The organism is Streptomyces griseorubiginosus (assembly GCF_017614965.1).
In the GTDB taxonomy this organism is placed as follows: Bacteria; Actinomycetota; Actinomycetes; order Streptomycetales; family Streptomycetaceae; genus Streptomyces; species Streptomyces griseorubiginosus_B.
The window spans coordinates 1-20088 of the sequence record NZ_WVUG01000033.1 but is presented as its reverse complement, the minus strand read 5'-3'; the positions used below and the strand labels follow the sequence as shown (position 1 = coordinate 20088).

At 73.6% G+C, this 20088-nt stretch carries 16 protein-coding genes; 7 read left to right on the top strand and 9 right to left on the bottom strand.

What is annotated here, in order from left to right; all coding sequences use genetic code 11:
• Positions 1-74: 74 nt before the first annotated feature.
• The 4 genes from GRC12_RS09470 to GRC12_RS09455 all read right to left on the bottom strand — a co-directional run bounded on the left by GRC12_RS09470 (position 75) and on the right by GRC12_RS09455 (position 8032).
• The gene (locus tag GRC12_RS09470) at positions 75-4700 is read right to left on the bottom strand and encodes a hypothetical protein (protein WP_208778747.1); all 4626 of its coding nucleotides are present in this window, start codon (positions 4698-4700) and stop codon (positions 75-77) included.
• Positions 4701-4736: 36 nt separating this feature from the next.
• Positions 4737-5627, bottom strand: a complete 891-nt coding sequence (locus GRC12_RS09465) for a hypothetical protein (protein ID WP_208778746.1) — start codon at positions 5625-5627, stop codon at positions 4737-4739.
• A gap of 31 nt (positions 5628-5658) precedes the next feature.
• Positions 5659-7185, bottom strand: a complete 1527-nt coding sequence (locus GRC12_RS09460; RefSeq protein WP_208778745.1) for a hypothetical protein — start codon at positions 7183-7185, stop codon at positions 5659-5661.
• Between the two features lie 145 nt (positions 7186-7330).
• A complete protein-coding gene (locus GRC12_RS09455; RefSeq protein ID WP_208778744.1) occupies positions 7331-8032 on the bottom strand; it encodes a GntR family transcriptional regulator in 702 nt (233 codons plus the stop codon).
• A gap of 130 nt (positions 8033-8162) precedes the next feature.
• Between GRC12_RS09455 and GRC12_RS09450 the strand changes: the two genes are divergently transcribed.
• The 5 genes from GRC12_RS09450 to GRC12_RS09430 are packed head-to-tail and all read left to right on the top strand — an operon-like array spanning position 8163 to position 12594.
• Complete coding sequence (locus GRC12_RS09450; protein ID WP_208778743.1) at positions 8163-9458, top strand: MFS transporter; 1296 nt, start codon at positions 8163-8165, stop codon at positions 9456-9458.
• Positions 9455-10300: a putative hydro-lyase gene (locus tag GRC12_RS09445; protein WP_208778742.1), complete on the top strand. Its 846-nt coding sequence runs from the start codon at positions 9455-9457 to the stop codon at positions 10298-10300. Before GRC12_RS09450 ends, GRC12_RS09445 begins: the two co-directional genes overlap by 4 nt.
• A gap of 55 nt (positions 10301-10355) precedes the next feature.
• Positions 10356-11114, top strand: coding sequence for a LamB/YcsF family protein (locus GRC12_RS09440; protein WP_208778741.1), 759 nt, complete (start codon positions 10356-10358; stop codon positions 11112-11114).
• Positions 11111-11728, top strand: coding sequence for a 5-oxoprolinase subunit PxpB (gene pxpB / locus GRC12_RS09435; RefSeq protein WP_208778740.1), 618 nt, complete (start codon positions 11111-11113; stop codon positions 11726-11728). The genes GRC12_RS09440 and pxpB overlap by 4 nt, the downstream gene beginning before the upstream one ends.
• Positions 11725-12594, top strand: coding sequence for a biotin-dependent carboxyltransferase family protein (locus GRC12_RS09430; RefSeq protein ID WP_208778739.1), 870 nt, complete (start codon positions 11725-11727; stop codon positions 12592-12594). Before pxpB ends, GRC12_RS09430 begins: the two co-directional genes overlap by 4 nt.
• Positions 12595-12713: 119 nt before the next feature.
• Here GRC12_RS09430 and GRC12_RS09425 read toward each other — a convergent pair whose 3' ends face one another.
• From GRC12_RS09425 to GRC12_RS09405, 5 genes are all read right to left on the bottom strand, one after another.
• A complete protein-coding gene (locus GRC12_RS09425) occupies positions 12714-13559 on the bottom strand; it encodes an SGNH/GDSL hydrolase family protein (RefSeq protein ID WP_208778738.1) in 846 nt (281 codons plus the stop codon).
• Complete coding sequence (locus tag GRC12_RS09420) at positions 13556-14713, bottom strand: glycosyltransferase (protein ID WP_208778737.1); 1158 nt, start codon at positions 14711-14713, stop codon at positions 13556-13558. Before GRC12_RS09420 ends, GRC12_RS09425 begins: the two co-directional genes overlap by 4 nt.
• On the bottom strand, positions 14710-15846 hold the full coding sequence (locus tag GRC12_RS09415) for a glycosyltransferase family 4 protein (RefSeq protein WP_208778736.1): 1137 nt from the start codon (positions 15844-15846) through the stop codon (positions 14710-14712). Before GRC12_RS09415 ends, GRC12_RS09420 begins: the two co-directional genes overlap by 4 nt.
• A gap of 186 nt (positions 15847-16032) precedes the next feature.
• On the bottom strand, positions 16033-17451 hold the full coding sequence (locus tag GRC12_RS09410) for a HEAT repeat domain-containing protein (RefSeq protein WP_208778735.1): 1419 nt from the start codon (positions 17449-17451) through the stop codon (positions 16033-16035).
• Positions 17452-17752: 301 nt separating this feature from the next.
• Positions 17753-18145, bottom strand: a complete 393-nt coding sequence (locus GRC12_RS09405) for an ankyrin repeat domain-containing protein (RefSeq protein WP_208778734.1) — start codon at positions 18143-18145, stop codon at positions 17753-17755.
• A 258-nt stretch (positions 18146-18403) separates the two neighbouring features.
• Here GRC12_RS09405 and GRC12_RS09400 point away from each other — a divergent pair, with 258 nt between their 5' ends.
• Together GRC12_RS09400 and GRC12_RS09395 are read left to right on the top strand one after the other, a co-directional pair.
• Positions 18404-18598: a hypothetical protein gene (locus GRC12_RS09400; RefSeq protein WP_208778733.1), complete on the top strand. Its 195-nt coding sequence runs from the start codon at positions 18404-18406 to the stop codon at positions 18596-18598.
• A gap of 40 nt (positions 18599-18638) precedes the next feature.
• On the top strand, positions 18639-20088 hold a 1450-nt coding region (locus tag GRC12_RS09395), incomplete at its 3' end, for an ATP-binding protein (RefSeq protein WP_208778732.1).

The window sequence follows — 20088 nt, the reverse complement described above, 5'->3', positions numbered from 1 at the left end:
CCGGTTCGTTTCGGCGTCGTCGGCGCCGGGGCGGCTGGGACGCGGACCGGCTACGGCGAGGGTCGGCCAAGGCGCTAAGGCGCGGCCGGTGCCGGGCGCTTGAACATCCGTGTCGCGGTGATCTCGCTGTGCCCGGCCTCCCCCGCGGGAGCCTCGCTCGGCAGTCCCGGCCGCAGGTGTTCCTCCACGCTGATGTACTTCAGCCCGGCCCGTAGGTCGGCGTCGTTGCGCAGCCGGATGACCAGGGGGAACTCGGCCAGCGCGGTGGTGTCGAACAGGCCGGTGGTGTACAGGAGCTGGACGCCCAGCGCGTCGGACACCGCGCGCTGGAGCTCCAGCAGATACGTGGCGTTGGCGCGGCCGATGGGGTTGTCGAGGAACAGCGTGCCGGCGTGCCGGTGCTTGTCGCGGCCCCGGTCGTTGGAGCGCAGTGCCGCCATCGTGCAGTACAGGGCGATGGCGGCGGTGAGCAGCTGGCCGCCGGAGAACACGTCGCCCATCTGCCCGACGGGCACACGCTCGGCGCGCAGCACGGCGTCCGGCTTGAGGATCTCCACGGAAACGCCCTTGGGCTGCAGGGCCGCGCCCACGCCTCGCAGCAGCAGGGACATGCCGTCGCGGCGCAGGTCGGAGTTCTTCTTCACGGCGGCCCGGGTCGCCTCGTCGATGACCTCGCCGAGGCGCTCGGTCAGGGTGGCCTGGTCGGGTTCCTCGAAGCGGATCCGCAGGAACTCCTGACCGGACCACTCGCCGAGCCCCTCGGGCAGCCGGGAGAGCCGCTGGGCGGAGCGCAGGGTCGCCAGCGCCGACTCGACCAGCCCGCGCAGCCGGTCCACGATCGAGTCGCGGTTGCGCTCCAATTGAGCCAACTCGTCGGTGAGGACCCGCAGTCGGGGGGCGAAGGCGTCCGCCCACTTCTGCGCGTGCTCCGGCAGTGCGGAGGCGGGCAGTTCACGGATCTGCTGGCGGGCGGGGGTGCGGACCTGTTCGTAGCGCGTCGAGTTTGCGTGCCGGACGAGGACGTCGCTCGCCTCGCGGACTGCGGCCTCGGCGGCGGACAGGTCGGCGGCACAGCCGCGCAGCGACCGCCGGGCCTCGGCGGCCGACTGCCGGGCCTCGTCCAGGGTGCCGGGGTAGGGCTCCGGTTCCTCCTGGTCGTCCTCGAGGGCGTGCTCGCGCAGCAGGTCCCGCAGCATCGCGGCCGTCTCGTCGAAGCCGCCGGCCGCGTCCTCTGCCGCGCGATGGGCGTCGAGCAGCTCGGCGTGGGCTTCCCTGGCCTGGGTCAACGCCTCGGAGCGGGAGGCGAGTTCGGCGGTCGCTGTGCGCAGCAGGGCCTGGGCGTGCTCGGCGTCGCGCGGCTGGAGCTCCTCGGGCAGCTCGGTGTGGGCCTCGCCGTCCTCGGGGGCGTGCCGTTCGGCCTCGCCGCGCAGCCGGCCCAACTGCTCGCTCGCGCTGGACATCCGGGTCTCCAGGAGCTGCACGAGCTCCTCGGCACGGGCGGCGGCGGCCTGCCGGGACGGCCCGTCGGAGCCGTCCGGTGACTGCAGCAGCTGCTCCGCGCGGGTGCGGACCTTGTTGCTGAGCCGGTCCAGTTCGGCGCGGGCCGCGCTCTCGTCGCTCTCCGCGCGCGCCTGTTCGGCCCGCAGGTCGGCGCCGACGCCGACCTTCTCGTACACCTGGGAGGCGGCCCGGTAGGCCTCGCGCAGGGCGGGCAGGGACGCCTTTGGAGCGGCGGTGTCCGCGTCGGTGTCGGGTACGTCGTCGGGGGCGCCGGCGATCTCGGAGCGCTCGGCGCGCAGCGCGCGGGCGGTGCGGCGGGCGTCGTCGGCGGCGCGCTGGGCGGCGCGCCGGTCCTCGTCGGCGGCGCGGGCGCGTTCCAGGCAGGCCTGCGCGCGGGCCTCGGACTCGGCGCCCTCGTCGGCCAGTTCGCGCAGCTTCACCTGCCAGCCGGCGCGCTCGCGCAGCCGGAAGGCGAGCCCGGCCAGCGCGTCGGCGGCGCGGCGGGCCTTCTGCGCGGCCTCCTGGCGCTCGTCCCGGACCTGCGCGGCCTCGGCGGCCGTCTCGTCGGCCTCGGCCCGTACCGCGCGTGCCTCGGCCAGCTCGGCTTCGGCCTCTTCCGCGAAGGTGCGCGCGTCGTGGGCGGCCTGTGCCAGTTCGACCAGCCGTCCGGCCGGGCAGCCGGTGCGCCAGGAGGCGAGGCGTGCCGCCAGCTCGCGGTCCTTGCCGAGGCGGGCCGCGAGCGCCCGGATCTCCTCGTCCCGCTCGGCCGCCCGGGCCCGCAGGGCCTGTCGTTCCTCGTCGGCGGCGTGTTCGTCGTGCATGGCCGGGTTCGGCGGGACGAGGAAGACGTCACCGCTGCGGGTGTCGGGGGCCGGGGTCGGTGCCAGCAGGGCGGCGGCCGTGCCGACGGCGACGGCGGAGCGCGGGAGCAGGGCCGCGTCGGTGAGCGCGTCGCGGGCACGCGCGTGGGTGGCCGGATCGGTGATGATGACGCCGTCGACCAGCTCCGGTCGGGCCGCCAGCACCCGTGCGTGGTCGGCCGGGTCGACGGCCTGGGCGAGGTAGCGCCAGCCGGGCAGGGCGGGGATGCCGTGCTCGCCGAGGAACTCGACGGTGGCCAGCACGTCCGGCCCGGGTGGCAGCAGCCCGCCGTCGCCGAGCGCGCCGAGGATGCGGGAGTCGTCGGCCGCCGCGGTCCGCAGTTCGAAGAGCTGGCGTTCGGCGGAGGACACGGAGTCGTCGAGCAGTTCGCGCAGTTCGTCGGCGAAACGGTCCAACTCCTCGGGGGCGAGCGCCGCTTCGTCGTCGTCCGTGTCGTGGCGGGGCTGCGGGACGGAGGAGCGCGTCCGGCCGCCGCCGGACAGGCTCAGCAGTTCCGCCAGCCGCTCCTCGGCGGCCAGCGCCTCGGCGATGCGCAGTTCGGCCTCGTAGGAGCGCTGGGTGGCCGTGGCCGCGTCCGCCGCGCGGGCGGCCGTCAGCTCGGCGCGGGACTCCGCCGCGGCCGCCTCCCGGGCGTGCTCCGTGGCCTTGCGGGACGCCTCACGGGCCGCGTCCCAGGCGGCGACGGCGCTCTTCTCGGCGTCGCTGGCCGCGAGGGCGGCACGGGCCGGGTCGGCGTCGGGCGCGCTGTCGTCGAGCCAGCCGGCGCGCACCGCCTCCGCGGTCTCCTGTTCCACCTCGCTGAGGCGCTGGCGGAGGTGGCCGATCTCGCTGCGGGCCCGTTGCGCCTCCGTGGCGGCGGCGGTCGAGTCGCGGTAGGCGGCCTCGCCGGCCTCCTGGAGTGCGCCGGAGCGCTCCTCCTCCTCGTTGGCGAGGGTCTCGGCCCTCTCGGCGGCCGCCTGCAGGGCCCGTACGAGGTCCACGGCGGCCCTGGCGCGGGCGGCGAGCGCGGGGGCCGCGTCCCGCTCGGCCTCCTGGATCGCGGCGGCCACGCGCGCGACCCGGTCGGCGGCGGCGCGGTGGCGCAGCACCGCCTCGGCGGCCTGCCAGGCGGAGTGCAAGGTGCGCGCGTCGGCCAGCTCGCGCTTCTGCCCGGCGGCGGACTTCTCGGCGGCGGCCAGCGCCAGGGAGGCGTTGCGGAAGGCGAGTTCAGCGGCGATCAGCGCGCTGCGCTCCCGGGCCGCCTCGGAGTGCGTGACCGCGTACGCGGCGGCCGTGACGCGCTGGGCGAGGTCGGCGGCCCGGACCCGCTCCTGACCGCTGCGAGCCGACAGACGGCGGGCGAGCGTACGGGTACGGCGTTCGGCGCCGGCGTGGATGTCGCGGGCGCGTGCGCGGGCCTCGGCGGCCTCGACGATCCGCCCGAGCAGGTCCACCGACCCGGCGGTGAAGTCCCGTTCGGCGATCAGCTCGGCGCGGCGGCCCAGCTTATTGCCGAAGCCGCTGACCAGGTCGGCGAGTCCGTCGGTGTCCCGGGTGTCGGTGACGGCGCGCAGCAGCAGGTCGGTGAAGTCGGAGTCCTTCTTCACCGCGAAGAGGCCTGCGGCCTCACCCTCGTCGGCGTTCATCTCCCGCTGGTAGCGGAAGAGTTCGGGGTCGAGGCCGAGGTCGCCGAGGTGTTCGATCCACCGGTCGTGGATCTCCTCCCAGTGCACCTCCAGGTGCGGATACGCCTTGCCCGCCTCGGTGATGGCGTCCCGGAAGCCCTTCATGGTGCGCCGACGCCCCTGAGCGGCCGACTGGCCCTCGGCGGGGGGCCGTACCGAAGTGGCCTCGGCGACCGGCAGGTTGTCCAGGGACAGCCCGGGTCCGGGCCGGAAGGAGTACCAGGCCTCGGCGAACTTCCGCGGGTCGCTCGAGACCTGGCGCCCGCGCCACTCGCTGACCTTGCCGACGACGACGCACTCGCCGGTCAGCGTGTGCTGCCACTCCAGGGCGACGTGCCCGCAGTCGTCGGCGAGCAGGAACTTGCGCAGCACACCGGAGCTGGCGCCGCCCAGCGTGTTGCGGTGACCGGGCAGCATCACCGAGAAGATCAGCTTCAGCAGCACCGACTTGCCGCCGCCGTTCTCCAGGAAGAGCACGCCCGCGGGCGCCGGGCGGCGCGGCGGGCCGACGGGCTCCTCCTCGAAGAACTCCGCCTGGGTGGGCGCGGGGTCGGGCACCGGCTCGCCGACACCCCGCAGGTCGAGCACGGTGTCGGCGTAGCGCGCACCGGCGGGACCGATGGAGTAGAGGCGGATCCGGGACAGCTCGTACATGGCGGACTCTCGTAGGTCTTCGGCAGGTCGGGGGGTTCAGGAGGGCGTGGAGGAGTGGAACGGCAGCCCGGCGTCGGCCGCCAGGTCCAGGTCCTCACCGTCCTGGGGCGGCAGCAGGGTGGGGGTGCCGTCCGTCACCGGGACCACGCCCAGCTCCAGCAGTTCGGCCATCGCGGCGCTGCCCGCCATGTCCCGCACCTGGAGCTGGTAGCGGGCCGTGGTGCGGTAGGTGCCGCCGTTGTCGTCGCCGGTGCGCTGCAGGAAGCCGGAGTCGGTGAGGAAGGCGACCGCCTTGCCGACGATGCCGGTCGTGGAACCGGCGAGTCTGCGGGCGTCCTTGGTGGCGCCGGCCGCGCTGCGTCTCACCCAGATCCGCCACGCGGCCTGCAGGCCGGGCGCGTCCGTGGCCGGGTCGGTGTTCTCGCCCTGTTCCTCGGCGCGTTCCTCCAGCCGCCGGCACGCCTGCCGTACGAAGGCGTCGACGCCGTTGACCGTCACGCGCCCGATGTACCCGTCGTCGGCGAGGTCCTCCGGGCGCGGGAACGCCATGGCGGCGACGGCGAGATGGGCCAGCCCGTGCAGGAACCGGTCCCCGCCGTCGGCGGACGTACGACGCGCGTAGTCACCCATGCGCACCGCGAACACCGAGTCCTCGGCGGCCGTCACGGCCATCCCCGCGCGCGGGGAGACCTCCAGCACCACCAGCCCGAGTCCGGCGGCCACGGCGTCCGCGAGCCGCGCGAACGCCGGGTCCTCCCGGTAGCGCCGCAGCAGTTCCGCGTACTCCTGGTCCCGCGCCGGCTGCAGTTTGGGCTGCAGCCCGAAGGCGACGAGCCGGGCCGCGTCGGCGGCGTCGGCGGGCGTGACGGCACTCGGGGCCGACGGGGCCGGGGCCTCCGTGTCACTCCACTCGATGTGCTCGGTCACTGCTCGGGCTCCTTGTCGCGCTGTCGTCCACTCATGCTGCTTCCGTCCGGTCCGCCGCCATTCCGGCCGCGTCCAGCAGGGCCGTCCCCACGATCAGGTCGGCGCCGCCGAACTCGGGATCGTCCAGCTCCGTCCCGTCGTCCACGGCGAACAGCAGCTTCTCCTCGCCCTGCCGGTAGGCGGTTCCGACCGGCGGACTCGCCGCGTGCACCGCCAACAGGGCCACCAGGTACGGCAGTTCCGGGTCCAGCCGACGCGCCTCCGCCAGCAGCCCCGACAGCCGGCGGGGCGCGTCGGCCGGCAGGTCCAGCAGCTCCGTCGCCGCCGCCAGTTGCTCCTCGCTGAACCGGCTGTCGTCCGGCGTCGCGATCAGATCCGGCTCCGGCATCTCCGCGCCGAGGTGCTCCCGCTCCACCGGAGGCGTCAGCAGTATGTCGACGAGATCGCCCACCCGTACCGACACCGGTGTCCGCAGTCCCGTTCCGCGTGCGAAGAACGCGTCCGTGACCCGGACCGCCTGCTCCAGCGGCAACGGCAGCACGGGGGCGACCAGGTGGCCGTAGAGGTCGATCCCGGAGGACGCCATGGGCGTCGCGAACGCCTGCCGGTCCTGCTCGGCGCGGAAGAGCGGGCCCGCCTCCAGCAGTCGCGACTGCAACTGCGTGTGCCGTCGGATGCAGTCCTTGACGATGTCGACGAGTTCGGCGGCCCGCCGCTTGTGCTCGGCCTCCTCCGTCTCGTCCCGCGCCTTGCGGATGTTGGTGAGGATCGCGTTCTCGTGGCGGTAGCGGTCGGCCACGTGGTCCAGCGCCTCGGCGATCATGTCGGGCACGGAGTTGAGCCAGTCCACCGCGCGGACGTTGCGCCGGGTCGCGTCCAGGGCGCGGCGCAGGGTCTCCGAGTACTGCACGGTGCGGTAGCGGGCCTGTTCGGCGGCGAGCTGGGCGTCCGCCAGCCGCCCCCGGTTGATCAGGACCTCGAGCTTGACCTCGGCGGCGATCTGGGCGCTGGTGACGTCGGTGTCCAGGGCGCCGACCAGGACGTTGACCGCCTCGTCCGTGGTGCGGAGATAGACCGTGCCGCCGGGGCCTGGCACCTCCTCGATCAGTTTGAAGTCGTAGTCACGGCGGACATAGCTGCCGTCCGTCGTGAACGTGCCGTACACCGCCCGGAAGCCGCGGTCGACGCTGCCGACGTTGATCAGGTTCTCCAGGACCCAGCGGGCCACGCGCTCGTGCTCGGCGACCGGCCGCTGCGGGGCCTGCGCGGCGATGCGCGGGATGAGCCGGGCGACGATCTGGTCGTGGTCGGCGCCCGTGTCGAAGTCCATGTTCAGGGTGACCAGGTCGATGGCGGCGAGGGCGACCTCCGCCATGCCGTACACCGAGTACTCGCCCGCCAGGTTGGCCTTGCGCGCGTCCAGGTCGTGCAGCGGCGCGGTGCAGGCGAGCGCGCGCAGCCGCCGCGCCAGTCCCTCGTCGGCGGCCGGGCCCGGCGCGGGGCGCGGCCCCGCGCTGAACTGGGGCGGAACGCTGTCCGTCGATGCAGGCGAAGTCACGGTGCACAGACTAGGTGGTGGGTCTGACAACTCCCCAAACGACGAGTACGGCCACCCGGCGCCTCCCCTCGTCGTGACTGCTCCGCAGCACCGGAGGCGCCCTGGAGGTGCCCTGGAGGTGCCTTGGAGGGCGTCCTCCGCGGCCTTAGAGGGCGTCCTCCGCGCCGACCCTTCTCCGGTACACCTCGACCACTCGTTCGAGTGAGTCGGCGAGGTAGACGGCGAGCAGTTCCTCCGCCGACGCCCTCTCGCCCGCCTGGAGCGCCCGCAGGATCTGTTCGTTGCGGGTGAGGTACGGCTCGTGGAGGGCCCTGGGGTCGTCCACGACGTGGAAGGCGAGGCGGAGTTCGGCGAAGACGCTGCGCATCAGTTCGTCGGTGCGGGCGCTGCCGGCCAGGGACACCAACTCGCGGTGGAAGTGGATGTTGGCGGTACCCACCGCTTTCCAGTCACCTTCGCGCGCCGCCCGCCGCCCCTCGTCCACGGCCTGGGCGAGCGCGTCGAGGTCGTACGGCGGGTCGCCGAGGCCGCGTACGACGGCGCACTCGACAAGAGCGCGGGTGCGGTAGATGTCCTCGACGTCCTCGACGGTGAGCACCCGGACGAAGACGCCCCGGTTGAGTTCGTGGACCAGCAGGCGTTCGTGGGTGAGCAGGCGGAACGCCTCGCGCAGGGTGTTGCGGGAGACCCCGAGGGCGCCGCCGATGCTGTCCTCCGACAGCCGGGTGCCTGGCGGGAAGAACCCCTCGGCGATCCGGCTCCTGAGGATGTCCGAGACCCGTTCGGCGGTACTGGTGCGACCGAGGAGGGCGCGGTCGTCGGCCAGTCCGCTCAGCTGCTCTGCCATGCCCGGAATTCAATCGCACACAGGAGAACGAAACAACGCGGGTATTGAAGGATCGTTGAACGATCCTCTACCTTACTGCTCACCGCACGGCTCAGCTCCGCACCCTCCGTCCTCCCTCTGCGAGGTGCCCATGAGCACGACCCCTCCACCGCAAGCCCTGTCCACCGGCGCGTCGGGTGCCGAACTCACCGAGCACGACGGCGCGTTGGGCTGGCTGCGCGCCCTCGGTCCGCGCGGCCGGCGTGCGTTCGCCGGCGCGTTCGGCGGCTATGCCCTGGATTCGTACGACTACTTCACGCTGCCGCTGAGCATGGTGGCGCTGGCCGCGTACTTCGGTCTGGACAGCGGGCAGACCGGCCTCTTCACGACGGTCACGCTGGTGGTCTCCGCGGTCGGCGGCGCCGTCGCCGGCGTGGTGGCGGACCGGTTCGGCCGGGTCAGGGCCCTGATGATCACGGTGATCACGTACGCCGTCTTCACCGTGGCCTGCGGATTCGCGCCCACCTACGAGACGTTGCTGGTGTTCCGGGCTTTGCAGGGCCTCGGCTTCGGCGGCGAGTGGGCGGTCGGCGCGATCCTGGTCGCCGAGTACGCGAGCGCGAGGCACCGCGGCCGCACCCTGGGGGCGGTCCAGAGTTCGTGGGCCGTGGGCTGGGCGCTGGCCGCCGTCGTGTACACCCTGGTGTTCTCGTTCGCCGGAGACGACCTGGCCTGGCGGATCATGTTCTGGACCGGTGCGCTGCCGGCCCTGCTGGTGATCTGGATGCGGCGCCGGGTGCACGACGCCCCACAGGCGGTCGCGGTCCGGGAGAGGAGCGCGGAGAAGGGTTCGTTCGCCGCGATCTTCAAACCCGGTCTGCTGCGCACCACGGTCTTCGCCGGACTGCTGTCCACGGGCGTGCAGGGCGGCTACTACACGCTTGCCACCTGGGTCCCGACGTACCTGAAGACGGACCGGGGCCTGTCGGTGGTCGGAACCGGCGGCTACCTGACGTTCCTCATCTCCGGCGCCTTCCTCGGCTATCTCACCGGCGGCTATCTCACCGACCGGCTGGGCCGCCGGCGCAACATCTGGCTGTTCGCGCTGCTGTCGGCGATCTGCATCCTGGCGTACGCGAACATCCCGCACGGCGCCAACACGCTGCTCCTGGTGCTCGGTTTCCCGCTCGGGTTCTGCATGTCGGCGATCTTCAGCGGATTCGGCTCCTATCTGAGCGAGCTCTACCCGACGGCGGTGCGCGGTACCGGACAGGGCTTCACGTACAACACCGGGCGCGCGGTGGGAGCCGTCTTCCCCACCGCGGTCGGTTTCCTGGCCGACAGCTGGGGCGTGGGCGGTGCGCTGGTGTTCGGCGCGATCGGTTACGGCCTCGCGGCGCTGGCGCTCCTGGGCCTGCCGGAAACGCGCGGGAGGGAACTGGCGTGAACCGGACCGAGAACCTCACCTCGACCGTGACCGACGACCGCCCCCTGGTGCTCATCGACGAGCACGCGCACGCGTGGAGCCCGCGAACCGCCCGCGCCCGCTTCCGGGAAGGGCTCTGCGGCCCGACCGCCGGGGTCGCGGCCGGCTACACCCAGGTCAACCTGATCTCGCTGCCCGCCGACTGGGCGTACGAGATGCTGCTGTTCGGCCAGCGCAACCCCAAGCCCTGCCCGGTGCTCGAGGTCACCGACGCCGGGTCCTGGACCAGCACCCTCGCCGAGGGCGCGGACCTGCGCACCGATCTGCCGCGCTACCGGGTGTGGCGGGACGGAGAGTTGGTGGACGAGCCGACGGACGTGCGCGGGTACTGGCGCGAGGACCTGGTGTCCTTCCTGATCGGCTGCAGCTTCACCTTCGAGTGGGCGCTGGCCGAGGCAGGCGTCCCGATCCGCCATGTCGAGCAGGGCCGCAACGTCCCGATGTACGTGACGAGCCGTCAGTGCCACCCGGCGGGGCGGCTGCGCGGCCCGATGGTGGTGTCCATGCGCCCGGTGCCGCCCGAGCACCTGGCGGCGGCGATCCGGGAGAGCAGCCTGCTCCCGGCCGTGCACGGCGGCCCCGTCCACTGCGGTGATCCGTCGGCGCTCGGCATCGAGGACCTCGGCCGCCCCGACTTCGGCGACCCGGTGGATCTGGCACCGGACGACATCCCGGTGTTCTGGGCGTGCGGTGTGACCCCGCAGGCCGCGGTGACGGCCTCCCGCCCACCGTTCGCCATCACCCACGCCCCGGGGCAGATGTTCCTGACCGACGCCCGCGACACGCAGTACCGCGTGCTCTGAGAAATCCGCCCGCTCCACGGACCAAGCGTCCACTCCGCGAGAAAAAGAAGGATCCATGGCCTCGATCGATCTGAACGCCGACCTCGGCGAGGGCTTCGGCCGCTGGCGGCTGACCGACGACGAGCGGCTGCTGTCCGTCGTCACCAGCGCCAACGTGGCCTGCGGCTTCCACGCCGGGGACGCGGCCACCATGCGGCGGGTGTGCGAGCTGGCCGCGGAGCGCGGTGTGCGGGTCGGCGCCCAGGTCTCCTACCGGGACCTCGCGGGCTTCGGGCGGCGCGCGATGGACGTGCCGCCCGCGGAGCTCACGGCCGAGGTCGCCTATCAGATCGGCGCCCTGGAGGTCTTCGCGCGCGCTGCGGGCACGCGCGTGTCGTACGTCAAACCGCACGGCGCGCTCTACAACCGCGTCGTGCACGACGAGGAGCAGGCCGGCGCGGTGGTGGACGGCGTACGGCTCGCCGACCCGTCCCTGCCCGTGCTCGGCCTGCCGGGCTCGCGGCTGCTGGAGTACGCCGGCAAGGCGGGTCTGCCGGCCGTCACCGAGGCGTTCGCGGACCGCGCCTACACCGCGGAGGGCACACTCGTCCCGCGCGGCCGGGACGGTGCCGTGGTGACCGATCCGGAGGCCGTGGTGGAGCGCTCGGTGGGCCTGGCCCGCGACGGAGCGGTGACCTCGCACTCCGGCACGCGCGTGGACGTACGCGCGCGTTCCCTGTGTGTGCACGGGGACACACCGGGCGCGGTGGACCTGGCCCGGCTGGTCCGGCAGCGCCTGCAGGAGTCCGGCGTCCGGGTGGAGGCGTTCGCATGAGGGCGCTGCCCGTGGGCGACGACGCCCTGCTCGTCGAGGTCACCTCCGGCGAGGAGGCCCAGGCCCTGCACGCGGACCTGCTGCGCCGCCGCGCGGAGGGCACGCTGTCGGTCCGCGAGATCGTCCCCGCTGCCCGCACGGTCCTCCTCGACGGCCTCACCGACCGCTCCCGCCTGGCCGCCGAACTGACCGCCACCGAGGCCCTGGCCGCTCCTCCACGCGCGCGTGAGGTCGTCGAGATCCCGGTGCGGTACGACGGCCCCGACCTCGCCGATGTCGCCGCGCACTGGGGCGTCACCGAACGGGAGGCGGCCCGCATCCACGCCGGCACCGAGTTCAGCGTCGCCTTCTGCGGATTCGCCCCCGGCTTCGGCTATCTGACCGGTCTTCCGCGGCGCTACGACGTCCCGCGCCGGGCCACCCCGCGCACGTCTGTGCCGGCGGGCTCGGTGGCGCTGGCGGGCCCCTACACGGGCGTGTACCCGCGGTCGTCACCGGGCGGCTGGCAGCTGATCGGCCGTACGGACACCGTCCTGTGGGACCAGGCGCGCGTACCGGCCGCACTGCTCTCACCCGGCACGCGTGTCCGCTTCGTCCCGGTGTCCGGCTCATGACCGACCGCGCGCTCGTCGTCGTACGGGCCGGGGCCCTGACCACCGTCCAGGACGAGGGCCGTCCCGGACACGCCCAACTCGGCGTCCCCCGCTCCGGCGCGCTCGACGCCCCCACGGCGGCCCTGGCCAACCGCCTGGTCGGCAACCCGCCGGGCGCGGCCGTCCTGGAGACCACGGTCAACGGCTGTACCCTGCGCCCCCGTTCGACGGTCACCGTGGCGGTCGCCGGGGCCCCCTGCCCTGTCACCGTGGACGGCCGCCCGGCCGCGTGGGGCGCCGCGGTGCGCGTGCCCGCGGGCGCGCTGCTGGATGTCGGAACCGTCGTCTGCGGAGTGCGCGGTTACGTGGCCGTCTCCGGTGGCGTCGCCGTGGAGCCGGTGCTGGGCAGCCGTTCCACGGACCTCCTGTCGGGGCTGGGGCCGCCGCCGCTCACGGACGGCACGGTGCTGCCCCTTGGCACGCCCGGTGCCGTCCCCGCGCGCGTGGACGTGGCTCCCCAACCGGCGCCTCCGGCGGAACTCGTGCTGCGGGTGTCCCTGGGTCCGCGCGACGACTGGTTCACGCGCGAGGCACTCGACACCTTCACGTCCCGCACCTACCGCGTCTCCCCCGCAAGCAACCGCATCGGCCTGCGCACGGAGGGCCCCGCCCTGGAACGGGCCCGCCCGGGCGAACTGCCCAGCGAGGGCATGGTGCTGGGCGCGGTCCAGGTCCCTCCGGACGGCAGGCCGGTGGTGTTCCTGGCCGACCATCCGACGACCGGGGGCTACCCGGTGATCGCGGTGGTGAGCACGCGCGACCTGCCGATCGCGGCCCAAGCGGCGTCGGGGACCCCGGTCCGTTTCGTGGCGGTACGTCGGCATTGACATCGTCCTGGCGGTACGCTGGCGTTGACATCGTCGTGGCGGTACGTCCACCTCGACGTCGTGCAGAAGCGCGCCGGCCGGCCACGACGGCCTCTCAGCGCACCACCGGCCGGAACGGTTCAGGCGACATCCGGCTCCGAGATCGACACCGCGGCCAACGCCGCCGACACCGCGGCGGCGGCGCGCACGTCCAGCCGCGCGCTCGTCCCCCGGGCCCGGTGCCGCATCTCGTCCGCGGCCAGCCGCAGCAGTTGCGGCAACAGGTCGGTACACCGGCGGGCGACCCACGCCGTACCCGCCGTGGCCAGCCACAGCAGGCTCGCCGACCTGGTCGGTACGGGGAACTCCGGTTCGGGCGAGGGGGCGATCCCCGTCGCCCGGTCCGTCTCCGCCAGCAGGGCGTGGAAGCGCAGGGCCAGTTGCCGGTGCCCCTGCTCCCCCGGATGCAGCCGGTCCGCGCTCCACATCGCGCGGTCCGTGATCCACTCCTCCTCCGCCGCGTGCAGATGGACGGCGCCGTAGCGGTCGGAGAGGGCGTGCACCACCCGGTTCACCGCCCGCTGCCGCCGGGCCAGCGGACGGGCGAGGGAGCCCGGCAGGCCGAGCATCGAGCCGGGGTCGGGCAGGCAGGCCGTCAGCAGTGTCGCCCCCTGCCCGGTGAAGGCCGCGTACACCTCGTCCAGCCGCTCGGTGACGGCATGGATGTCGAAGGTGCAGCGCAGCGTGTCGTTGACGCCGATGACCACGGACACGACGTCCGGCTTCAGCTCGAGAGCGGCCGGAGTCTGCACCTCCAGCACCTCCCGGGTCTGCGCGCCGCTGACCGCCAGGTTGGTGAACTCCACCGGCTCCTCGGCCAGCCCGCCGGCGAGCAGCGCGGCCCAGCCGCGCCACCCCTCGCCGACGGGATCGCCCACGCCCTCGGTCAGCGAGTCGCCGAGGGCGACGAAACGCACCGCTCTCATCCCACGCCCCCGGGCACGAAACGACGCGCCGGTACCGTCGCGTCGTGTGCGGCGAGGAAGGCGTCCACCGCGGTGCTCCAGCCGAAGCACTCCGCACGCGCGCGTGCCGCCCCCCGCCGCTCCCGCTCGGGGATCCCGAGCGTCATGTCGACGGCGTCGGCGAAGGCTTCCCCGTGGTCGGCCGCGACGGCGCCCGCCGACCCGACGACCTCGGGCAGCGCGGACGACGTGCTCACGACGACGGGCGTGCCACAGGCCATGGCCTCGAGCGCGGCCAGCCCGAACGTCTCGGCGGGCCCGGGGGCCAGGCACACGTCGGCCGAGGCCTGCAGAGCGCCCAGCGCGTCGCGGTCGGAGACGTGCCCCAGGAAGGTCACCGGCAGTCCGCGCTCGCGCGCCCGCAGTTCGAGCCGCGCCCGCAGCGGCCCGTCCCCGGCCACCACAAGTACGGCCTTCCTGCCGCGGCGCAGCAGCGCCTCCAGGGCGTCCAGCGCGGTGCCGGGCCGCTTCTCGACGGACAGCCGGGTGCAGGTGACCAGCAGCGTCTCGTCCACACGCGCGTACCGGGCGCGCAGTTCCGGGTCGTACAGCGCGGGGTGGCGCTCCACCAGGTCGACGCCCAGCGGGGCGCGCACGACGTTGCGGGCGCCGATCCGTACGAACTCCCGCTCGGCGAACTCGGTGGTGCACACCACGCGCGCGTACGTGTGTGCCGTACGGACGTTGAGGGCGTCGGCGGCGCGCCGGGCCGCGTTCTCGGGCAGGCCCCAGGTGCGCAGGACGCCGTCGGCGGTCTCGTGGGAGACCATCACGGCGGGAACCCGGGCCCGCCGCGCCCACTTGCCGGTCCAGCGCAGGGTGGTCCGGTCGGAGACCTCCAGGCGGTCCGGGTCCAGTTCCTCCAGCAGCCGGGCCACGCGCCGCTTGTCGGTCAGGACCCGGTAGCCGCCGGTGCCGGGCAGCAGCGGCCCGGGCAGGGTGATGACGCGGCCCTGCTCGGTGTCCCGGTCGTCGGCGCGCTCGCCCGGCACGATCAGAACGGGTTCGTGTCCGGCGGCCTTGTAGCCCTTGCCCAGCTCGCGCAGAGCGGTGCGCAGACCGCCGGACGCGGGGGCCACGAAGTTGGCCAGTCGCACAATGCGCAGGGGGGTCATGCCGCCACCGCCGTCTTCCGGCGGGCACCGAGGACCGCCCCGTAGTGACCGATCAGCTGGTCGCCGACGGCGGCCCAGGTGCGCCCCTCGACGGTGGCGCGCGCGGTGGCTCCGAAGGCGATCCTGCGCTCCGTGTCCGCCGCCAGCAGGCGCACGGCCTCCCGGACGGCGTCGGCGTCGCGCGGCGGGACGAGCAGCCCGGTGCGGTCGTGGGCGACCAGGTCCAGGGGGCCGCCGACGGCCGGGGCGACCACCGGGACACCGCTGGCCATGGCCTCCTGGACCGTCTGGCAGAAGGTCTCGAAGGGCCCGGTGTGCGCGAAGACGTCCAGGGACGCGTAGATCCGGGCGAGGTCGTCGCCGGTGCGGCGGCCCAGGAAGACCGCGCCCGGCAGCACCTCCTCCAGGCTCGGCCGGCTCGGGCCGTCACCGACGATCACGACCTTCACGCCGTCCAGTCCGCAGACCCCGGCGAGCAGCTCGATGTGCTTCTCGGGGGCGAGCCGGCCGACGTAGCCGACGATCAGCTCCCCGTTCGGGGCGAGTTCCCGGCGCAGGGCGTTGTCGCGCAGGTCCGGGCGGAAGCGGACGGTGTCCACGCCGCGGGGCCAGAGCTTGACCCGGGGCACGCCGTGGGTCTCGAGGTCGTGCAGGGAGGCGCTGGAGGGGGCCAGGGTCAGGTCGGCGGCCGAGTGGACGGAGCGGATGCGCCGCCAGGCGGCGGCCTCGCCGGCGCCCATGTAGGTGCGGGCGTATCCGGCCAGGTCCGTCTGGTAGACGGCGACGGCCGGGACGCCGAGCCGGGCGGCGGCCGCCATGCCGCGGACACCGAGGACGAAGGGGCTCGCCAGGTGCACGATGTCGGCACGGTGCTCGACGATCGCCGCGGCGAGGCGCCGGCTGGGCAGCGCCACGCGGACCTGGGGATAGCCCGGGAGCGGTAGGGAGGGGACACGGACGACGGGGCACGGCGCCGAGGCGTCGGGCCGCTTGCCGGCGGTGGGAGGCGGGGCCGGCGCGACGACGAGCGGGGAATGACCGCGATCCACGAGGTGCCGGGCGGTCTGGAGCGCGCAGTGGGCCACGCCGTTCACGTCGGGGGGAAAGGATTCGGTCACGATGACGACACGCATACCCGTGTTCTCGCCGGGCTGGACGTGGTCGCGTCAACGTGGATCTTTGCGAACGATGAACGTACCGTGAGCGTTCCTTCGCACACCCAAGCAGGTCAGACCGCGTCCATGACCGTCTGACCCGCGGGTCACCCGTCGTTCACCTACCGGCCCTGGAACGGCCCGGTGAACCCCTGTGCGGCCACCTCAGACGGGGGGCCCTTCGGATGCGATGCGGCTGCGTACCGCCGTCTGGACCTCGGCCTCCTCGGCCGGGTCGGCGGCCAGCCTGCGGAGCTGTTCCACGACCCTGGCGTCGCCGGTCTCGGCATGCCGGGCGGCGATCTCACGGGTGGACTCCTCGCAGTCCCAGAGGCATTCCACGGCGAAGCCGGCGGGGAAGGAGGGGTCGGTGGCGGCGAGGGCGCGGGCGGCCCTGCCGCGCAGATGGGAGGAGGCGGTCTCGCGGTAGATGTGGCGCAGGACGGGAGCGGCGCAGACGATGCCGAGCCGTCCGGTGCCGTCGACGAGGGTCCACAGGGTCGGGGCGTCGGGCCCCTCGCCCCGTACGGCCTCGCGCAGCGCCCCCAGGACGAGGTCTTTGTCCTCGGTGCCGCCTCGGCAGGCGAGCATGCGCCCGGCGGCGGCTCCCAGGGCGTCGGGCCGGTGGGCCCAGCCGCGCGCGCGGTCGACGGCGGCGATGCTGCGCATCCGTTCGAAGGCGTCGACGGCGGCCTCCACGACGACCGTCGAGCCGGTGGTCACGGCACCCTCGATCAGGTCGAGGGCGCTTGGATCATTGCTGTCGGCGAGGTAGCGCAGGGCGGTGCTGCGGGCTCCGTCGCTGCCGTCGACGGCGGCCCGCAGGATCTCGGGACGGTCCTCGGGGCCGGCGACGGCGATGAGGCAGCGGGCGGCGGGGACGTGCAGCGCGGCACCGCGCTCGACGCCCTGCTGGGCCCACTCGAACACCGCCTGGACGCTCCACCCCGGACGGGGCCCGGTTGGTCGCATCTGGCGTTGCCATCGGTCGAAGCAGCCTGCCTCCTGGGCGGCACGCACGCGTGTGGCGATCGACTCGCGCGGGTCCTCCGCCCACAGCCGCCAGGGCCGTGGCTCAAAAGCGTCGCGTACGGCGACGGCCAGCTCGGCCTCGCCCTCGGCGTCGGTGGCGAAGCGGGCGAGCACGGGGGCGGCGAGGGCCCGTAGGCCGGCGTCGTCGTCGCGCAGCGCCAGCTCGTCCAGGGCCCAGGCCCAGTTGGAGCCGCTCGCGGCGTACCTGCGCAGCAGCGCGAGCGCGTCCAGACGGCCGTAGGAGGCCAGGTGGCCGAGGACAGCCAGGGCGAGGCCGGTGCGCGACTCCTCGGTGTCGAAGGCGTCCTCGACGTCGAAGAGGTGGGCCTCGATCTCGTCCAGCTCGCCGTTCAGGTCGAGGTAGAGACGGGCGTAGTACAGGGAGCGGTTCTCCACCTGCCAGTCGTGGCGGGGATCGCGCAGCACGCAGTGGTTCAGGGCCGCGAGCGCCTCGGCGCGCGGGGCGGTGAGCGCGTGCAGCGTGCCGTCGCCGCGGCCCCGCTGGAGCAGGCCGAGCAGCGTACCGCTGGGCGCTATGACCGGTTCGAACATGGGAAACAGCCTCACATCAAGCGTCGACGCAACCGGGGGTCCTGCTTCACCTGGCCGCGTGACAACACGTCGGGGCGCCCGCCGTTTCCTGCTTGCTGTAGACCATCTTCCTCTGCCTCTCGTCAGTGGCCCGTGCGGACCGCATCACGGTCCGCGCGGTGCGGCAACCTCTGCCCTGCCATCGCGTCCGTGAATCACGACGTCATGATGACTCGGCACTTCGACCTGCCGCGACCGAAATTTCGGCGGCCGTGTACCGCCTCCCCCGTTTTCTGTGTTTTCGCTGGTCAGAACATGCGTATCAGTGTGCGCCGAACAATTCGAGCAGATCTGTCTTGCCGAACATCCGGGCCGTGTCGACGGCCGACGGAGTCCCCAGGGAGGGGTCGGCGCCCCCTTCCAGAAGGACCTTGATCACGTCCGTCTCCCCCTTGAAGACGGCACCGGCGAGCGGGGTCTGACCCCGGTCGTTGACCTCGTCGGCGGGGGCGCCCCGGTCGAGCAGCGCGCGGACCGCCTCGGCGTGACCGTGATAGGCGGCGAGCATCACGAGCGAGTCGCCCCGGTCGTTGGTGAGGCTGGCCGGAACACCCGCGTCGACGTACGCCACGAGCGCGTCGGTGCGCCCCTGCCGGGCCAGATCGAAGATCTTGGTCGCCAGCTCCACGACCGCGGGGTCGGGGGCTTCAGTCATCGGCCGGACCGCCTCTCATACAACCGTTCAGGTGAATCGCAAGGGTACTGGTTGGCGCCGCACATGACCCGATGCGCCGGAGGTAAAGATCACCGCAGACCCGGTCGGACGCAAGTGTCCTGCTCACCGGCCCGGAAGAGCTGGGCCGATCGGGGGAAATCTAGCGAATTTCACCCAGTTGCACCTTTTATCGTATGGATACATCCTGTGATCCTGGAAGTACTCATGGTGACTGTCCCCACGAACCAGGAGATCCAAATGATCCTGTCCATCTCAGGCGTGGTCCTGCTCGGCATCATCGTCTTCCTCTTCTTCCGCAAGGACGGCCTGAAGGCGTCGCACGCGCTGATCTCGGCCCTCTTCGGCTTCTACCTGGCGAGCACGGCGATCGCCCCGAGCATCAAGGCCGGCGGCGAGAGCCTGGCCAGCCTGCTCGGCGGCATCAGGTTCTGACGCCGCCCGTCCCGTCCGTACGCACCATCAGGAGACAGCCGTGGCCCGCCGCCCCCTCCCCCGCATCCTGAGCACAGGCAGCGCGCAGATCGCCAAGAGCCGGGAGCTGGCCCGGACGGCGGCCGACAGCGCCACCGACGTGCTCCATCCGCTGATCACGATCACGCGCGGTCTGCGCCGGCTGGCGGGGGCCGGGCGGCGCAGATGGGCCGAGACCCCCAAGGACAAGCGCGGACCGCTGCTGTTCCTGGTGGCGTCGGTGGTCCTGGTCGTGGCGCTCGTGCCGTACGGCCCGCTGCTCGCCGCCATCGTCGTGATGGCGGCGGCGGCCTGGCAGGGCCGCGACCGAAAGCCGCCCGCTCCGGACGGCCCCGACGAGTCGCAGACGGAGCGCCTCAAGTCGCTCTACGAGGCCCTGGTCCCCTACTTCTCGACCCCGGAGGACCCCGCCCCCCTCTACGCCCACGGCGGCGAGTGGGAGAAGGCCTTCCCGACGTACGAGTTCGACGAGTCCGGCCGGGTCACCGAGCTCGTGATCCGCTATCCCGCCTACTTCCCGGACGGCGAGTCCGAGGCCCGCGCGCGGATCGAGCAGTTGCTGCACGCCAAGTCGGGCCGCGGCCGCGAGTACCGCTTCGCCTGGGACGAGGAGGGCAACCAGCTCACGGTCACCGTCCTGTCCCCGCTGCCCACCGGCCTGTGCGCCCAGCGCTTCGTCACGGCACCGGGCGAGACGGTCCTCGGCTTCACCGACCCCTCCCAGGTCCAGCGCACGCTCCCCCTCACCTACGGTGAGGAACAGCGCGACGTCCCCCCGGTCGTCTGGCGCACCGGCGTCCGCTCCACCGAGCCGCACCTGCTGGTGATGGGCCAGCCGGGCAGCGGCACCTCGACCCTGCTGCGCTCCATCGCCCTGCAGGCCCTGCAGCACGGCGACATCGTGATCGTCGACGGGGGTGGCACCGGCGAGTACGCGTGCCTGACCGGCCGGGACGGCGTGCTCGCCGTCGAGTGCGGGCTGGCCGGGGCGCTGGCCAGCCTCGAATGGGCCGCCACGGAGACGGAGCGTCGGCTGATCGCCGCCAACCGCGCCCGTCAGGCCGGGCACCCGCCGCCGGAGGACACCAAGCGCCCGCTGTGGGTCCTGCTGGACCACCCCACCGCCTTCACCCACCTCGCCGCCGCGGACGGCCGCAAGGACCCGCAGGCCCTGCTCCAGGTCCCGCTCCGGCACGGCCGCGCCGCCAACGTCACGGTGGTGGTCGCCGACCAGTTCGACAACAAGGACACGCTGACCGACGCGGTACGGCAGCACACGCGCGCGCGTGTCGTGCTCGGACCGGCGACGTCAGCGCAGCTGGCGGCGGTGCTCGGCGCACCGCCGCACACGACCCCGGTCGCCGACGTCCCGCCCGGCCGCGGCTACGCACGCCTGGGCGCCGGACCGGTGCACCGGCTCCAGGTCCCCGCCACCCCGGACCCCTACGACG

Excerpts from the sequence above, each read along its gene's own strand:
- GRC12_RS09450 (WP_208778743.1), top strand. The coding sequence starts at position 8,163 with ATGAGCACGACCCCTCCACCGCAAGCCCTGTCCACCGGCGCGTCGGGT.
- GRC12_RS09410 (WP_208778735.1), bottom strand. The coding sequence starts at position 17,451 with ATGTTCGAACCGGTCATAGCGCCCAGCGGTACGCTGCTCGGCCTGCTC.
- GRC12_RS09470 (WP_208778747.1), bottom strand. The coding sequence starts at position 4,700 with ATGTACGAGCTGTCCCGGATCCGCCTCTACTCCATCGGTCCCGCCGGT.
- GRC12_RS09425 (WP_208778738.1), bottom strand. The coding sequence starts at position 13,559 with ATGAGAGCGGTGCGTTTCGTCGCCCTCGGCGACTCGCTGACCGAGGGC.
- GRC12_RS09415 (WP_208778736.1), bottom strand. The coding sequence starts at position 15,846 with ATGCGTGTCGTCATCGTGACCGAATCCTTTCCCCCCGACGTGAACGGC.
- GRC12_RS09400 (WP_208778733.1), top strand. The coding sequence starts at position 18,404 with ATGATCCTGTCCATCTCAGGCGTGGTCCTGCTCGGCATCATCGTCTTC.
- GRC12_RS09420 (WP_208778737.1), bottom strand. The coding sequence starts at position 14,713 with ATGACCCCCCTGCGCATTGTGCGACTGGCCAACTTCGTGGCCCCCGCG.
- GRC12_RS09430 (WP_208778739.1), top strand. The coding sequence starts at position 11,725 with ATGACCGACCGCGCGCTCGTCGTCGTACGGGCCGGGGCCCTGACCACC.
- GRC12_RS09440 (WP_208778741.1), top strand. The coding sequence starts at position 10,356 with ATGGCCTCGATCGATCTGAACGCCGACCTCGGCGAGGGCTTCGGCCGC.
- GRC12_RS09455 (WP_208778744.1), bottom strand. The coding sequence starts at position 8,032 with ATGGCAGAGCAGCTGAGCGGACTGGCCGACGACCGCGCCCTCCTCGGT.
- GRC12_RS09405 (WP_208778734.1), bottom strand. The coding sequence starts at position 18,145 with ATGACTGAAGCCCCCGACCCCGCGGTCGTGGAGCTGGCGACCAAGATC.
- pxpB (WP_208778740.1), top strand. The coding sequence starts at position 11,111 with ATGAGGGCGCTGCCCGTGGGCGACGACGCCCTGCTCGTCGAGGTCACC.